The organism is Paenibacillus sp. CFBP13512, assembly GCF_005233705.1.
Taxonomy (GTDB): domain Bacteria; phylum Bacillota; class Bacilli; order Paenibacillales; family Paenibacillaceae; genus Saccharibacillus; species Saccharibacillus nuruki.
The window spans coordinates 413,890-428,657 of sequence record NZ_QGAD01000004.1; the positions used below are offsets into that span (position 1 = coordinate 413,890).

A 14,768-nucleotide genomic window follows, 5' to 3' on the forward strand; every position below is an offset into this window, starting at 1 on the left:
TCATTTCTGACGAGAAAGAAGGTTTTTTTGTGTATTATTTTATTTAGTCGTAATATAAGCGCCTAATAATTTAGCGGTATTAATCACAGCATCCGTATGAGTACGTTCCATAGAATGCGAAGCATGTACACCAGGCCCGATGAGAGCTGCACGAATATTGTTGCCTGCACGAAGAGCAGCAGAAGCATCTGAACCATAATGAGGATATACATCTACAGCATAAGCGATCTGCTCCGCTTGAGCCAATTCAATCAATTTGCCTGTCATTGCATAATCATAAGGACCAGAAGAATCTTTGGCACAGATTGATACATCGGTTTCTTTGCAGCTAAGATCGTCTCCGATACAACCCATATCCACAGCGATCATTTCATGAATACCTTCAGGAATATAAGCTGTACCATGACCCACTTCTTCATAATTGGAAATTAGGAATTGAGTGCGATACTGTGGTGTCCATTGATGAGTGTGTTGTGACTCTAATAATGCAAACAATGCGGCTACACTTGCTTTATCATCCAAATGACGAGATTTGATATACCCACTTGGTGTAACGACAGGACGAGCATCAAATGAAATATAATCACCAACTTGTATGCCTAGTTGCTGTACATCTTCTTTGGACGATACCAACTCATCAATTCGAACTTCCATATTTTCTTCTTCACGCTTAAGCCCACGTGCTTCATCATATACATGCACAGAAGGTTGAACAGACAGGATAGTACCTGTATACGTTTTGCCACTGCGTGTATGAATCGTGCAGTATTCATTTTCAATACTATTCATACTGAATCCACCTAGAATTGTAAAACGGATTGTTCCTTGCGATTTAATTGCACGTACCATTGCACCAAGTGTATCTACATGTGCACTGAGAGCAATCGTTTTGGAAGCATCTTGGCCGTCTAATGTTAAGATCAGACCGCCTTTTTGATTATACTCGGTCGTAACGCCGAATTTGCCAGCTTCTTCTGCAATACGTGTAATAATATCATGTGTAAATCCAGTCGGGCTTGCCGTAGATAATAATTCTTTGAGCAGCGAAATAGTATATTCTTGATTGATCGTGATTGCCATTATAAAACGTCTCCTTAGTGAGAAAATTGGTATAAAAATCATTCGTAAATTTATATTTTAAGCATAGTTCACATGAAAAAACCACTTACCTGTTGGCTGAAATCAGACAACAATCGATAAGTGGTTGAGTTCATCTTGATCAGTAAGTAATCTGTTTAGCTTTTCAGCTCTTATTACTTACGGTTTGAAAAAGAAGTTGCAGTCGTATCATTATCAGTATACATCGGCTTGAGTGGATCATTATCTACAGATGATGTAGTTAATGGAGTTCCAGCAACTGGAGCTTGAGCTAACTCAGCTTTCAGTAGTTTGATCTCACGCTGTAAGCGGTACTGACGATAGATACCGTAAAATCCTACAATTAGACCACCTAACAAAGCGCATCCAATAATTAAAAGAATTAAAGGTACTTGTACTACATTAAAATAAAGATTTACCTGCACAGGATTGACATTGATTACCGCAAATACAGCTGTAATTAGCGCAAAGATCAAACCCAAAATAAGCATCCATTGCATTTTCAAAATAATAACCCCCTCAATTTAGCATAAGGCCGAATACATCCTTATCTAATCTATAAAACGCAATCAACCCTATTGTAAACATGTCTTTACAAGTATTAGGTGAATTTTGAAGGGAATGCAAAGTCTAGTTGTAGTTCACCAGCTTCAAATTCTTATTTTGCTAACTCTTCCATTTCTGTAATCAATGCTTCAAATACGCTCATAGCTTCGCGAATAGGAGCAGGAGTAGACATATCAACACCCGCTTTGGCAAGGATGTTAATAGAATAATCACTACCACCGCTTTGTAAGAAACCGGTATAACGATCTACAGCAGATTGACCTTCTTCCAAAATTTGTTTGGAGAAGCTTGTTGCCGCAGAGAAGCCTGTCGCATATTTGTACACATAGAAGCTATTGTAGAAATGCGGGATACGTGCCCATTCCATTTCAATATCCTGATCGACATGCATACCTTCACCATGATATTTCACATTGAGGTCATAGTAGATTTTGGATAGTTCTTGTGGAGTTAAGGACTCACCAGCTTCTGCGCGAGCATGTGTAATCATTTCAAATTCAGCAAACATCGTCTGACGGAAAACAGTTGTGCGGAATTGATCTGCATAATACGTTAACAGATACATTTTTTCTTTAGGATCTGTCGATTTTTTCAAAAGGTAGTCCATCAATAACGCTTCATTAGTCGTCGAAGCGACTTCTGCAAGGAAAATAGTATACTGTGCATCACGATAAGGAAGAGCATTGTCTGAATAATAACTATGCAATGCATGACCCATTTCATGAGCCAGTGTAAACATACTATTCAGATTGTCTTTGTGATTCAGTAGAACGTAAGGATGGACACCATAAGCACCCCAGCTATAAGCCCCTGTACGTTTACCTTCATTCTCATACACATCGATCCAGCCTTCATTATAGCCTGCTTGAAGCGCTTGTTGATAATCTTCACCGAGTGGTTTGAGACCTTCTGCCACAGTAGCTTTGGCTTCTTGGTACGTGATATCCATTTTGAATTCATCAACGAGTGGCGCAAACAGATCATACATATGCAGTTCATCCACACCAAGCAATTTCTTGCGTAATGCAATATAACGATGCAGTAGAGGAAGACCCTCATGAATCGTATCGATCAAGTTGGTATATACTTCTTTAGGAATATTATCTCCATAAAGAGCTTTTTCCAACACAGATGGATATTTACGTACATTAGCATAGAAAATATTTTTATTAATATTAGCTGTTAACGTAGCAGCAATTGTATTTTTTTGACGAGCATATGCGCTATAGATTGCTTTGAATGCACGCTCACGTAGTTCACGATTCGGATTTTCCAAAAATTGAATATAACGACCATGTGTAAGTTCCACTTCATTACCATTCTCATCTATAATGTTAGGGAATTTCATATCTGCGTTATTCAACATTCCGAAAATAGTCTGTGGTGCTTGAGAAAGATTACCCACTTGTGCGAGCAAAGCTTCTTCTGCTTGTGTCAACACATGTGCTTTCTCACGCTTCATTTCTTGTAATGTAAAGTGATAAGGAGCAAGAACCGGAGAAGCAAGCAATTCATCCAACTTCTCATCAGACAGACCCAAGATTTCAGGTGTGATAAAGGAGAGGGCTTGACCAAGTTCTACGCCTAATTTTTTAACTTTTTGCGACAATGCCTGATATGTAGGATTGGTGGTGTCTTCATCCTGATGCATATGAGCATACGCATATAATTGTTCGACTTGTAGACCGATACGATCTTCGAGCTCAAAAGCCGATTTGACCGCTTCAGGAGTGTTGAGTTTACCTTGTAGTTGAATCGCTTCAGGTAATTCTTGTTTTACTTTGTCATAGGCTTGATCCCAAGCTTGTTGATCTGCGAACAGATCGGATAAATTCCAGCAATTTTCCTGTGACACTTCTGACCGTTTAAGTACTTGCTGCATAAATAAATCCTCCTCTTGAGCGATGATATGATAGATAGTTAATAGATCTACATCAAGCTATATTATGTGTTAGGGTTAACGGCAACCAAAAATCCGTAGATCATTAAGAAGAACGCAACCAGTAACATGACAATAGCAAAAATAGCAAGCCAGCGCTTTAAAGGCGCTGGAATGGTTTCCTTATAAGCAATCAGTACAAACCCTTGCAAAAAAGCAAGAATAATAAATATGACAATCGCTGTATAATTCATTGGAAAGGGTTATACCTCCCGAAAAGCATTCATAATTTCTTCCCATTCCGCTTCTGTTTCAAAGCGTTCTTTAGGAAAACGATCGCTTGCCCATTGCATCAAAGCAGGACGGCTCAAGAAATCATGCGTTTCTTCGCCCCATTCGTCAGAGATCTCTCTCAAAACGATTTTGCGTCCTTGAACTTCAATAGTCATCATGTTCCAATTGTCTTTTTTATAAATCGTGTGTTTTTTTATCATTTTAGTATTCTACTCCCTGTCCGTTTGCTAAAATCATACCCTTTGCCTTCATTAATTGCAAATCATATCCGTTGTTTTATTTGCTATTTAAGAACAGGTGCGTTATACTATGGTTATGCGTCATATATGGCGATATTCTAGGAGGTTTTTTGAATGAAAGGTACAGTTAAATGGTTTAATGCAGAAAAAGGTTTCGGATTTATTGAGGTTGAAGGTGGAGAAGACGTATTCGTACATTTCTCAGCTATTCAAAGTGATGGTTTCAAATCGTTAGATGAAGGTCAAGCGGTAGAATTCGACATTACTGAAGGTAACCGTGGTCCTCAAGCAGCTAACGTAATTAAATTATAAGACCGATATCTGCTTAGCAGATCACTTATATATTGAATATTCGTTTGAATGTTCATCCATATGTTAGTAAAAGCGTAAGTTCTCTTGATTCATTTTAAGAGACTTGCGCTTTTTTATATGTCTATATGTAATCTATACTCTAAATAAAAACCCTGTACCTATTCTAGGCATTCCTAGAGCAGTACAGGGTTTTGTGTAACACATCAACTATGGTAATAAGGATATCTGATTATCATTTATGGATATCTGGCAATCTTAATTATTTACTTGAAGTCCAGAACGTCGTCCTGTACGACGAATAACCAGTGTAATGATAGCTAACTCAGCAGCAAGTCCGATCGACTGAGCAAGTGCCCCGATTACACCATTCCATGCAGGGAAGATAAAAAGTAAGATTATTAGCACGATAAATGTACATATAGCATTCGCCATCTGTGAACGAAACATTGCTTTGGTTTGTCCACGCAAAAGAATCAGTCCATTCGAATAATCTAACCATGGCATAACTAACGCGTACAACACAAAAGCTCGTAAAGTATACAGACTTTGTGTTAATAATTCACCGTTCACGTTCATAATATGTCCTAGCACCCAATAACTCATAGGCGTATAAGCGATAATAGCTAGCAAAGTGACCGGAATAAATCCAGTTAACAATCCAAAGCGGCGTACTTTTTTGGGATCGATATGATAGAAATTCAATACAATCTGATGAATATACGTAAAAAAGCTAAGCATTAATTGTAACAGACTGCTGGCAATTGCAAAGGAAGAAATCGCTAAAGCAATACCTTCTGTTTTACCAAGAACAACATTGATAGCAGGGCCAATCAACATCGCAACAAAAGATGAAAAAAGAAGCGGTTTGTAAAATTTGAATACATCTGCACGCGTTTCTACCGGATGATCGGCAAGTTTTTCAGGCATCTTTTTAGCGATATTTCGTCCTTCGCTATAGCTGACAGCTGCTTCGATAATCATACCTGTCAGAAATAAGATGGCTCCGATCGTACCACTTGTAATCTGATGATAATAAATAAAGTAAAGAGATAACGAGTACATACCTGCTAAACGGAATACCATGCCAATCGTTAACCATTTGGTACGATTATTGGTAATAATAATGCCTTGATAAATATTGCGAATCACTGAAAAGATACTTACAAACATTAAGATTGCATACACATTAATCACTAATGGAACCATCGAATCTTTGATTCCGAATAAAGTATTAAATATCCATTTTCCTATAGGCGTATAGACAATCAGTATGCCAATGGCTAGTACAAAGGCTAGAAAAATCCATGTTACTTTGAGCAAAGCTTTGAACGAAAGTCGATCTCCCACAAGCGCAGAACAGGTCTGCCGCAATAAGGTAGACGGTCTTTCTGTAATCGTCACTAGACTCATCGCTAACGCATAGCTAGCAATCACCACTTCAGCATCAACAGCAAATGCCAGCGTACGATTAATAATGACATGTGAAATAGTGACTAATGAGGCTGAAATCCCAAGAGGGATAAAAAATGAAAACAACCGCCTCCATGAGAGCGGTTCTGGTGTGGACATATGTAATCGTCTCCCTTTGTTCTATAAAAATTATCGTTAGTATATCATAATGATCTCTAAGAGAGCGTGATCTAACCAACAAAAAGTTACATTTTTTTAAAATTGTATCTATTTGTGCAAGTTTATTACTGCTGATTATAGGTATAGAGCAGGGTGTGGAAAGTCAAAACAAAAAGTGGTGTTTTTAATCCGATTTCCAACATTGAATATCCTTTTTGTATTCTATTCAAAGACCATAGAGAAAATAAGAAATATATGCCCTTAAAATGAAGAAAAAAAGAAAGAAAACCCATATGTGGCGCGGTGTGATAAATTCAATTGTACGTTGTGAGCACTCTGAATATAATGTATGATAATACTGATAGGTTCAACAGACAACTATGTGGAGGAAGCCCATTGAATGATATGATGAAAGTCCGTTATCCGTTTCCGCGTAATGCTGTTTCTTTGATGAGACGCGTATACAAACACGGAATACCGGAAGTCCGTAAAGAGTTTGCTCGCTGGCGTGAACAGGCGAATTTGATACCTGATGCTGAACTACGATATCAAGCACTTGATAGTCTAGGTAACAAGCAATTTCACTGTGATGGTGGATCAGTATATGCCGTAGCGAATATGGCTCAATTTCATAACTTGCTACCTTTGATTGTAGCATTTCAGACGATTTGTGATTATGCAGATAATCTATCTGATCGTCCTCAATGTACAAATGTTGAAGATTTCCGTTTACTCCATCAGGCTTTGCTTGATGCGATTGTTCCAGGCGTAGAACCCAAAAACTATTATGAATTTAATAGTGAAAGTGAAGTTGGTTATATGTCTACACTGGTAAAAGCTTGCCAGGGATATATTAGTGAACTTCCAGATTATGATATTGTATATCCTTATTTGCGTGATCTGGTTGAATTATATTGTGGTTTACAGACATACAAACATATCGCTCCTGAACTACGACAACCCACATTGATGGAATGGTGGTCTGAGCATAAGCATCGTACACCTCAGTTATACTGGCATGAATTTGCTGCGGCAACAGGCTCTACTTTGGGCATATTTATGATGTTTTTGGCAGCAAGTGGTCTACCGGGTATGAATGATGCGGCAGCTAAGCAAGCGCATGCTGCTTATTTTCCAAATGTATGTTGTCTTCATATTATGCTGGACTATGTGATTGATCAGGAAGAAGATCAGCATTCAGGCGATCTTAATTTTTGCGATTATTATGATCCGTCTATTAAGGTCATTGATCGTATTGAGAAGATCGTTGATTGGGCGCGCGCAGATGTACAACAACTTCCGGGTGCTTCATTCCATCTTATGATTGTTGAAGGTCTAGTCGCACTATACTTAACAGACCCCAAGGTCAAGACACAACGAGAAGTGCGTGCTATCTCTAAACGGCTATTGCGAAAAGGTCCTCCTATGCGAGCCTTTTTTATCATTAATAGTCAAGTGATTCGCAAGTATCTGTAAACATAATGAACAAGGGGGCAATTTGAAATGTCAGCAGTAAAAAAAATTGCAGTACTAACCAGTGGAGGAGACTCCCAAGGAATGAACGCAGCGGTTCGTGCCGTTGTGCGTAGTGCTCTTTATTTTGGTCTTGAAGTATGTGGAGTTCAACGTGGATATCAAGGTTTGTTAAACGAAGATATTTTCCCGATGGATCTACGTAGTGTAGGCGATATTATCCAACGTGGGGGAACGGTTCTTCAATCAGCACGTTGTAAAGAATTCATGACACTTGAAGGTCAACAAAAAGGTGCTGATATTCTTCGCAAACACGGTATTGATGGATTAGTCGTTATCGGTGGAGATGGATCTTACCAAGGTGCGAACAAATTAAGTAAATTAGGTATCAAAACGATGGCATTGCCAGGTACAATCGATAACGATATTTCGTATACAGATACAACGATTGGTTTTGATACAGCAGTAGGTATTGTTGTAGATGCGGTTAACAAATTGCGTGATACCATGTCTTCTCATGAACGTGTATCTATTGTAGAAGTTATGGGTCGTCATTGCGGCGATATTGCTCTTCATTCTGGTCTAGCTTCTGGTGCAGAGACTATTCTTGTTCCTGAAGTATCGTATGATCTTAAAGAAGTTGCAGATCGTATGCATCACAACTTTGCTTGTGGTAAACGTCATAGTATTGTTATCGTAGCTGAAGGTGCAGGTCGTGGCGAAGATATCGCAGAACAACTGCATATCCACTATCCTAACTTGGAACCTCGTGTAACTGTACTTGGACATATTCAGCGCGGTGGAACACCAACGCCTCGTGACCGTAATCTAGCAAGTCGTTTGGGTGATTTTGCAGTACGTAAGTTAATTGAAGGTGAATCCGACAAAGCTTGTGGCGTGATCAAAGGCGAAATCGTATTGACGGATATTGATAAAGTTGTAAATAGCAAAAAAGAGTTTGACCATGAAACATACGAGTTAGCACTTCGCTTATCTCAATAATTTAAGCCAGTCCTAAAACGGATAAATGTTTGAATCATCAACTTTAAAAAGCGGGCTAAATCTTACGTAATCTTCGGATTGCTAATATTTGCACGCTTTTTATTTTACCAAAAATTACTTTTAGATATCACTTTTGTAAAAAATATGAGAAGAAATGGTAAAATTTTTGAATTAAAGATTAGAAGTAACGGGTAAATTATTGTACTATAAGGGAGTAAGTCATTTATATCTTAACTCCGTAGGAACTGGAGAGACCAACTAGAAGGGGGCTACCATACATTGACGAGAGAAAAAGGAGCAAAAGGAAAGGAGAGCCGTTTACGTTTGCTACACGCTGCTGCTAAACAATTTGCTGTACATGGTTTTCATGAAACGAAAGTCAGTGCTATTGTTGCAGAAGCCAAGCTTTCACAACCCGCATTTTATTTGTACTTTGAAAGTAAAGATGCTGTGTTTGAAGAGCTAGTTAAGCTTTTCCATGCTAGACTCACTACAGTCATCAATGAAAGTCGTCTTCCTGAAATACATTCAACTGATGGGGTGCTGCACCAATTATGTCATACGTTGACCTCAATGTTTGACTATTTTTATGCGAATCCGTATTTAACAAGAATTGGATTTCATTTGGCACCACAATCGCAAAATATGAAGCAAGAATTGGTTCAATGGGTTGAGCAGATGTTATCGGGTGAACAACGTTCTGGACAATTTAAGTCTGAATTTCGGATGAATATGGTCTCAGAATGTTTGGTAGGTACAATCGAACGGATTGTATTTACACAACTTCTTCCTGGCAAAGTTGCACCAGAACAATTAGCGCTTGATATTGTAAATTTATATGTATCTGGAATTGGTATGAAACAAAGCAAAGTGTAGATGATAGCGCTAGGAGGTTCATTTTCATATGATTACTGTCGGTTTGACGGGTTGGGGAGATCATGATTCTCTCTATCTTACCAAAGAAGCAAATAAGAACAAATTACCCACTTATAGCTCATTATTCCGCACCGTAGAGGTAGATAGTTCCTTTTATGCGATCCAATCCCGGCGGAATATGGAAAAGTGGACTGAAGAGACACCTGGTTCTTTTCGTTTTCTTGTCAAAGCTTTTCAAGGTATGACAGGGCATTCACGGGGTAAAATTCCTTTTGATAGTGAAGCAGAGATGTTTGAAGCTTTTCGCTTATCGATCAGTACAATGGATCAAGCAGGTAAATTGATGGCTGCTCTATTTCAATTTCCACCCTGGTTCGATTGTAATCGAGAAAATGTAAAGACTCTTCGGCATATTCGTGAACTTATGGGAGATTACCCGTGTGCACTCGAATTTCGCCATCAAAGTTGGTACACGCCTGAAATGCGAGATAAAACGATCCAATTTATGCGTAAAGAGAACTGGATTCATAGCATCTGCGATGAACCGCAGGCTGGAATCGGTTCTGTCCCAATTGTTGAAGAAGTGACTGATCGTCAGTTAACAGTGGTTCGTATGCATGGCCGTAATGAATCAGGCTGGAATTCATCAGGACAACCGAACTGGCGAGAAGTACGTTATCTGTACCGCTACAATGAAGCAGAATTACAAGAATGGGCACAACGTCTACAGCGATTGGAACAGCAATCCGAAGAAGTCTGTGTGATTTTCAATAATAATTCAGGCGGAGATGCAGCAGATAATGCTCGGCAATTGATGGCGATGTTAGGACAAGAAGTACCGACGATTCCAGAAGAAAAGAAAGTCGATATGGAACAGATTGATCTTTTCGACTGGAGTGGACAAGAATAAATAAAAAGCGGCATTTTCCTTGGATAGGAGAATGCCGCTTTTGTTGATAAACCATCTTATTTGGAAGCAAAGTTCGTATCACGGATAGCTTGTCGTTGTACCCACAATAAACGAGAAAGCAACGTAATTGCTCCTACTGCAAGCCCGATACTCAATCCTATCCAATACCCGAAAGCACCAAAATCGGTATAGTTTGCAACAATATACCCTACAGGTAATCCAATAATCCAATATGAGATAAAGGTTAAAAAGAAAGCTGGGTTAACATCTTTATATCCTCGTAAAGCCCCTTGTACAGGAGTAGCAATCGCATCTGATATTTGGTAAAAAGCAGCATAGATCATAAAGTGAGCAATCAGGTCGATCAATACCGGATCAGACGAGTACAGTGCAGAAACCGATTGGCGAAAAGCAAGTAAAATCACAGCCGTACATAATGATAATGCAAGAGCTAATCCCAGACCAAGCTTAGTATATTGCCTTGCATCCTTGAGGCGCTTTGCACCGACTTCATAACCGACCAGAATCGTCAAAGCTGTACAAATACTTAACGGAATCATATACAGGGTTGCTGCAAAGTTCTGAGCCGCCTGATGAGCTGCAATCGTCATTGTATCGTAGTTGCTCATAAATAATGTTACACCTGCGAAAATAGCAACTTCAAAAAAGATAGCAAATCCCATAGGAATACCTAATTTCAAGATTTCGCCCCATTTTTGAAAAGAAGGGGAGTGCCATTTTTTAAACATCTGATCTTGACGGAAAGGTTCAGCGAGATGAATAACCAATACGGCTATTAAAAACACACACCAGTAGGTGATCGCAGAGGCTACACCCGCACCAATTCCGCCCAATTTAGGAAATCCAAATTTACCGAAAATAAGCAAATAGTTAATCACTACATTGATCGGTAGCGCACATAATGTAATCATCATCGAAAATCGTGTCTGTCCTAGTGCATCAATATAACTACGCAACACGGTATAAGCGAACAACGGCACGATGCCTGTAGATAAACATACAATAAATCCATGAGCGACTTTACGTACATAAGGTTCTAGACTCATTAGATCCAAAATGGGGTTCAATAATAGACCGCCTACAATGAGAATCACGATCGAGACGACTACAGATAATAACAAGGCTTGAACGACATTAAAGCTAATCTGCTTGCGTTGATTGGAACCGATCAGCTGAGACACAATAGGTGTAACAGCCACTAGAATACCACTAAGACCTGCTTGAATTGGAACCCATAAGCTAGAACCAATAGCTACACCAGCTAGATCTTCGGCACTGGCATGTCCCGACATATTAGTATCAAAAAAAGTCATCAATGATAAAGCAATCTGTGTGACCAGAATTGGAAACAATATTTTTAGAAACTGACTGAACTTTTGCAAAAGTGTAACTGTAGGGATCATAGTCTAACCTCATTTAATAGAATAAAGTAATATATGTATTCATCAATACAATCAAATAGTTACTATATAGGCATCATAGGCATCAAAATTATAAGTATCAAAAGTTGATTGTACAGGATAACGATTATTTTGAATAGTCAAAAAAAGAACCCGGAAAATGATCCGGGTTCTGCACTTTAAATGGTATAGCATTCCCAACATAAAATGATGATTAATAATCAGCGTTGGCTGTATAACGGTTACCTGCATTCCATAGCAAGTACTCATCGATACCTTTTTCATGCATCGCACGAATCTGGTCGTTAACTTCTTTAGCACCATACGATGTATAGTGGCCGCTACCTAACCAGCTTGCTGTAAAGTCTTGAATCCACGGACGAATAATCGGTGTTTGATCACCAAGTGGTTTTAACTTTTTCAATGTATCTTCCATCGAACCTTTAATGGTTGCATATGGGTTTTTGTCGGGATCTTTAACACCGAACCAACCTGTAGAGTAATGACTTGGATAGACCATTGGACTGATAACATCTACATTTTCTGAAATTTTCGTGAAATCTTGTCCGATACCTTCAGCCGCAGGAACAGAAGCTGCATAACCGAAAATATCAACAGAAACCCGTACACCTAGTGGAGCAAGCTCTTTACGAGCATATTGTACAAATTCAGCAATCACATCAACACGAGATTGTTTAGTTTTGGTAAATTTCAATTCAGCTTCATGATTTTCGAAGCCTTCAGGGAAACGAACATAATCAAACTGGATTTCTTTGAATCCCATCGCTGCTGCTTCTTTAGCCAATTCAATATTGTAATCCCATACGTCTTTATTATATGGATTTACAAAGTTATCGCCTTTAGCATTGCTCCATACTTGTCCATTGCTTTTTACAAAAGAAAGTTCAGGATGCTTTTTAGCAAGGATAGAGTCTTTGAACACAACAATACGTGCAATCGGATAAACATCATGCTTTTTCAAACGTTTCATCATCGCTTCTGGATCAGCAATAAATTTTTGCGGGCTACCCATTTCTTTCAACTTTGCATTTTTCGTCTTATACGTTATGTATCCAGCATCGTCTTTAAGATCAATAACCATAGCATTTAATGCTGTTTTGTCCAAAAGATCAAGCAGGGTAGTCATACGTGAACCACCAGCACTGTAAGCTGTAACGTATACGCCTTTTACTTTAGGTGCATCGACTTGCGGATCAATTTTGGCAGGAGGATTATCAGCATCCACCTCTGTTTGACTCATTTGACTGTGAATAGCCGCTTGATTCAAAGCGGATTGAAGAGTAGTTGTCTTTGTTGTACCTTGATCACTTTGACCACCACTAAGCGTTGTAGATGCGAGCAGCATAATTGCCCATAAGATTTCCATGTGTTAGCTCCTTCTCTGTATGTATAATCGTGACGTCATGTGGATTTACTTTTTAAGTATAACGGATGTCAATAAACTGTAAAGAACATAATTGTTACCGTTAGTATCTAAAAATATCCATCTTACATATTTAACCATGTCAAAGCATAGCTAAACAAGTATTAATCTTTTTTAGTATAAAACATAAAAATGCCACTTCCAACCCTCTATAGAAGAAGGTAGAAGCGACATTTCTAATATCGTTATAAGTTAATCTTATTGCATGAATTGCTGGCTTTGATTTTCGCAAATACTGTGTTGAATAATTTCCATAGCATCCTCTGGCTCCAAGATACGCAACCCATCACGTAAAACAATAACAGCGTTCAATTCTTGCTGTTTTAGGGAAGGCATCATATCAGGAAACCATTTCATGACGATTTGTGACAATTTGACCGTTTCCATTTCCACAATAATCACCCTTTCCTATTCTGGAATCATTACGCTTAATGAACGAAATCATTCTAATGAGAACTTTAGGAAAAGCATGGCTGTGTATCAAATGTTAGGGACTGAACACAAACTGCAACTAATAAAAAGGTAGAGGTGGCGTGTTTTTAGTCTACTATATATTACGACAAAAAGCGACTTTCAGTGTATAGCAAAACCAAAATAGTTTACATTTTTTTAATAAAACATCAAAACAATATTTTTTGTCGTCTATTAACCTTTACGGAAAGAACCCATAACTCCGACCGTTTCGACCATATTTACAAAAGCAGCAGGATCAGTTTCTTTAATAATTCTACGTAATTCTGCGAGTTCATAACGTGTGGTTACCGTCATTAACATATCTTTAGGCGTATGCGAGAATGCACCTTCTGCTTTGATCATCGTTACCCCACGCTGAAGAGGCATTAACTTTTCTAACAATAGATCAGTATGATTAGATACGATAAACAAAGTTACTTTGACATGACTAACATGAATAAGATCTAGTACCTTACCTGCAATATAAATAGAGACCATAGAAGCAAGTGCGATATTCCAATTATTCGACCAGTAACCCATAGCGAGTACAACCAATCCATTTAATCCAACAATCACATTACCGACCGGGAAATCACGATAGCGCGTAATAATGGAACCAAGAATATCGAATCCACCCGAAGAACCGCCGACACGGAAAGAAATACCTACACCTATTCCTATAAGTACACCACCAAATACAGCAGAAAGGAGTAAATCAGGTGCTGCTGCTTCAACGGGAATAATAGTCATCATCCATGTGGTTGCTGCGACAGAGACAATACTGAGCAAAATGTATCGTTTGCCAAGCAAAAACCAACCTGCAATCAACAGAGGTATATTGTATACAAAGTAAAGCAGGCTAATATTAAGCGGTGTAAAATAACCGGTTAACATAGCAAGTCCTGATACACCACCACTTAATAATTGATGGGGAATCAGGAACAGGTTAAACGCAGCAGCTGTGAATAAGGAGCCCAGAAAAACAACAAATAGGGCACCGATTTTTTTTGACACAAAAATCACCTCGGGTTGTAAGTTAGTAAGTTATGGAAAGTATACCTGTTAATTTATAAGAAGTATCTTTCACAAAAGTAATTATATTATGATTCAGCTAGTAATCATTGTGTATTTTGTGATATAATGATTTAGATATTCTTGAGTAGGGATGTTTTGCTGAATTATGTTGACTATTCTATAAACGCAAGACTGATTTATTTCATCATAGAAACTA

The 14,768-nt window shown here is 38.5% G+C and carries 15 protein-coding genes; 5 read left to right on the forward strand and 10 right to left on the reverse strand.

Annotation, left to right across the window (positions count from 1 at the left end):
• Positions 1-39: 39 nt before the first annotated feature.
• The 5 genes from PaeCFBP13512_RS08395 to PaeCFBP13512_RS08415 all read right to left on the reverse strand — a co-directional run bounded on the left by PaeCFBP13512_RS08395 (position 40) and on the right by PaeCFBP13512_RS08415 (position 4,038).
• Positions 40-1,080 carry a M42 family metallopeptidase gene (locus tag PaeCFBP13512_RS08395; RefSeq protein WP_069327060.1) on the reverse strand — a complete coding sequence of 347 codons (1,041 nt, stop codon included), beginning with the start codon at positions 1,078-1,080 and terminating at the stop codon, positions 40-42.
• A 173-nt stretch (positions 1,081-1,253) separates the two neighbouring features.
• Positions 1,254-1,604, reverse strand: coding sequence for a LapA family protein (locus PaeCFBP13512_RS08400; protein WP_175425146.1), 351 nt, complete (start codon positions 1,602-1,604; stop codon positions 1,254-1,256).
• Between the two features lie 152 nt (positions 1,605-1,756).
• A complete protein-coding gene (gene pepF / locus PaeCFBP13512_RS08405) occupies positions 1,757-3,547 on the reverse strand; it encodes an oligoendopeptidase F (RefSeq protein WP_137222422.1) in 1,791 nt (596 codons plus the stop codon).
• 62 nt (positions 3,548-3,609) lie between these two features.
• Positions 3,610-3,798, reverse strand: a complete 189-nt coding sequence (locus PaeCFBP13512_RS08410) for a hypothetical protein (protein WP_069327062.1) — start codon at positions 3,796-3,798, stop codon at positions 3,610-3,612.
• Positions 3,799-3,807: 9 nt separating this feature from the next.
• Complete coding sequence (locus tag PaeCFBP13512_RS08415; RefSeq protein ID WP_069327063.1) at positions 3,808-4,038, reverse strand: hypothetical protein; 231 nt, start codon at positions 4,036-4,038, stop codon at positions 3,808-3,810.
• A 153-nt stretch (positions 4,039-4,191) separates the two neighbouring features.
• On the opposite strand from PaeCFBP13512_RS08415, the gene PaeCFBP13512_RS08420 reads away from it, so the two are divergent.
• Positions 4,192-4,389 (forward strand): cold shock domain-containing protein, encoded by a 198-nt coding sequence (locus PaeCFBP13512_RS08420; protein WP_069327064.1) that lies wholly within the window; start codon positions 4,192-4,194, stop codon positions 4,387-4,389.
• Between the two features lie 255 nt (positions 4,390-4,644).
• Here the strand turns inward: PaeCFBP13512_RS08420 and PaeCFBP13512_RS08425 are convergent, their stop codons facing one another.
• Positions 4,645-5,958, reverse strand: coding sequence for a multi antimicrobial extrusion protein MatE (locus tag PaeCFBP13512_RS08425; protein ID WP_137222424.1), 1,314 nt, complete (start codon positions 5,956-5,958; stop codon positions 4,645-4,647).
• Positions 5,959-6,363: 405 nt separating this feature from the next.
• Here PaeCFBP13512_RS08425 and PaeCFBP13512_RS08430 point away from each other — a divergent pair, with 405 nt between their 5' ends.
• The 4 genes from PaeCFBP13512_RS08430 (at position 6,364) to PaeCFBP13512_RS08445 (ending at position 10,219) form a co-directional block, all read left to right on the forward strand.
• Positions 6,364-7,434, forward strand: coding sequence for a tetraprenyl-beta-curcumene synthase family protein (locus tag PaeCFBP13512_RS08430; RefSeq protein ID WP_425415572.1), 1,071 nt, complete (start codon positions 6,364-6,366; stop codon positions 7,432-7,434).
• Between the two features lie 27 nt (positions 7,435-7,461).
• Positions 7,462-8,433, forward strand: coding sequence for a 6-phosphofructokinase (gene pfkA / locus PaeCFBP13512_RS08435; protein WP_069327067.1), 972 nt, complete (start codon positions 7,462-7,464; stop codon positions 8,431-8,433).
• 279 nt (positions 8,434-8,712) lie between these two features.
• Positions 8,713-9,309 carry a TetR/AcrR family transcriptional regulator gene (locus PaeCFBP13512_RS08440; protein WP_069327068.1) on the forward strand — a complete coding sequence of 199 codons (597 nt, stop codon included), beginning with the start codon at positions 8,713-8,715 and terminating at the stop codon, positions 9,307-9,309.
• A gap of 28 nt (positions 9,310-9,337) precedes the next feature.
• Complete coding sequence (locus tag PaeCFBP13512_RS08445) at positions 9,338-10,219, forward strand: DUF72 domain-containing protein (protein ID WP_069327069.1); 882 nt, start codon at positions 9,338-9,340, stop codon at positions 10,217-10,219.
• 56 nt (positions 10,220-10,275) lie between these two features.
• On the opposite strand, the gene PaeCFBP13512_RS08450 is transcribed toward PaeCFBP13512_RS08445, so the two are convergent.
• The 4 genes from PaeCFBP13512_RS08450 to PaeCFBP13512_RS08465 form a co-directional block, all read right to left on the reverse strand.
• A complete protein-coding gene (locus PaeCFBP13512_RS08450) occupies positions 10,276-11,643 on the reverse strand; it encodes an MATE family efflux transporter (protein WP_137222426.1) in 1,368 nt (455 codons plus the stop codon).
• Between the two features lie 211 nt (positions 11,644-11,854).
• The gene (locus PaeCFBP13512_RS08455; RefSeq protein WP_137222428.1) at positions 11,855-13,027 is read right to left on the reverse strand and encodes a putative glycoside hydrolase; all 1,173 of its coding nucleotides are present in this window, start codon (positions 13,025-13,027) and stop codon (positions 11,855-11,857) included.
• Between the two features lie 255 nt (positions 13,028-13,282).
• On the reverse strand, positions 13,283-13,471 hold the full coding sequence (locus PaeCFBP13512_RS08460) for a hypothetical protein (RefSeq protein WP_175425148.1): 189 nt from the start codon (positions 13,469-13,471) through the stop codon (positions 13,283-13,285).
• 258 nt (positions 13,472-13,729) lie between these two features.
• Positions 13,730-14,551 (reverse strand): YitT family protein, encoded by an 822-nt coding sequence (locus PaeCFBP13512_RS08465; protein ID WP_069327073.1) that lies wholly within the window; start codon positions 14,549-14,551, stop codon positions 13,730-13,732.
• Between the last annotated feature and the right edge of the window lie 217 nt (positions 14,552-14,768).

What these genes read in the sequence shown, in the direction of transcription:
- pfkA (WP_069327067.1), top strand. Translation starts at nt 7,462, where the DNA reads ATGTCAGCAGTAAAAAAAATTGCAGTACTAACCAGTGGAGGAGACTCC.
- pepF (WP_137222422.1), bottom strand. Translation starts at nt 3,547, where the DNA reads ATGCAGCAAGTACTTAAACGGTCAGAAGTGTCACAGGAAAATTGCTGG.
- PaeCFBP13512_RS08415 (WP_069327063.1), bottom strand. Translation starts at nt 4,038, where the DNA reads ATGATAAAAAAACACACGATTTATAAAAAAGACAATTGGAACATGATG.
- PaeCFBP13512_RS08420 (WP_069327064.1), top strand. Translation starts at nt 4,192, where the DNA reads ATGAAAGGTACAGTTAAATGGTTTAATGCAGAAAAAGGTTTCGGATTT.
- PaeCFBP13512_RS08425 (WP_137222424.1), bottom strand. Translation starts at nt 5,958, where the DNA reads ATGTCCACACCAGAACCGCTCTCATGGAGGCGGTTGTTTTCATTTTTT.
- PaeCFBP13512_RS08430 (WP_425415572.1), top strand. Translation starts at nt 6,364, where the DNA reads ATGATGAAAGTCCGTTATCCGTTTCCGCGTAATGCTGTTTCTTTGATG.
- PaeCFBP13512_RS08450 (WP_137222426.1), bottom strand. Translation starts at nt 11,643, where the DNA reads ATGATCCCTACAGTTACACTTTTGCAAAAGTTCAGTCAGTTTCTAAAA.
- PaeCFBP13512_RS08455 (WP_137222428.1), bottom strand. Translation starts at nt 13,027, where the DNA reads ATGGAAATCTTATGGGCAATTATGCTGCTCGCATCTACAACGCTTAGT.
- PaeCFBP13512_RS08395 (WP_069327060.1), bottom strand. Translation starts at nt 1,080, where the DNA reads ATGGCAATCACGATCAATCAAGAATATACTATTTCGCTGCTCAAAGAA.
- PaeCFBP13512_RS08460 (WP_175425148.1), bottom strand. Translation starts at nt 13,471, where the DNA reads ATGGAAACGGTCAAATTGTCACAAATCGTCATGAAATGGTTTCCTGAT.
- PaeCFBP13512_RS08410 (WP_069327062.1), bottom strand. Translation starts at nt 3,798, where the DNA reads ATGAATTATACAGCGATTGTCATATTTATTATTCTTGCTTTTTTGCAA.
- PaeCFBP13512_RS08445 (WP_069327069.1), top strand. Translation starts at nt 9,338, where the DNA reads ATGATTACTGTCGGTTTGACGGGTTGGGGAGATCATGATTCTCTCTAT.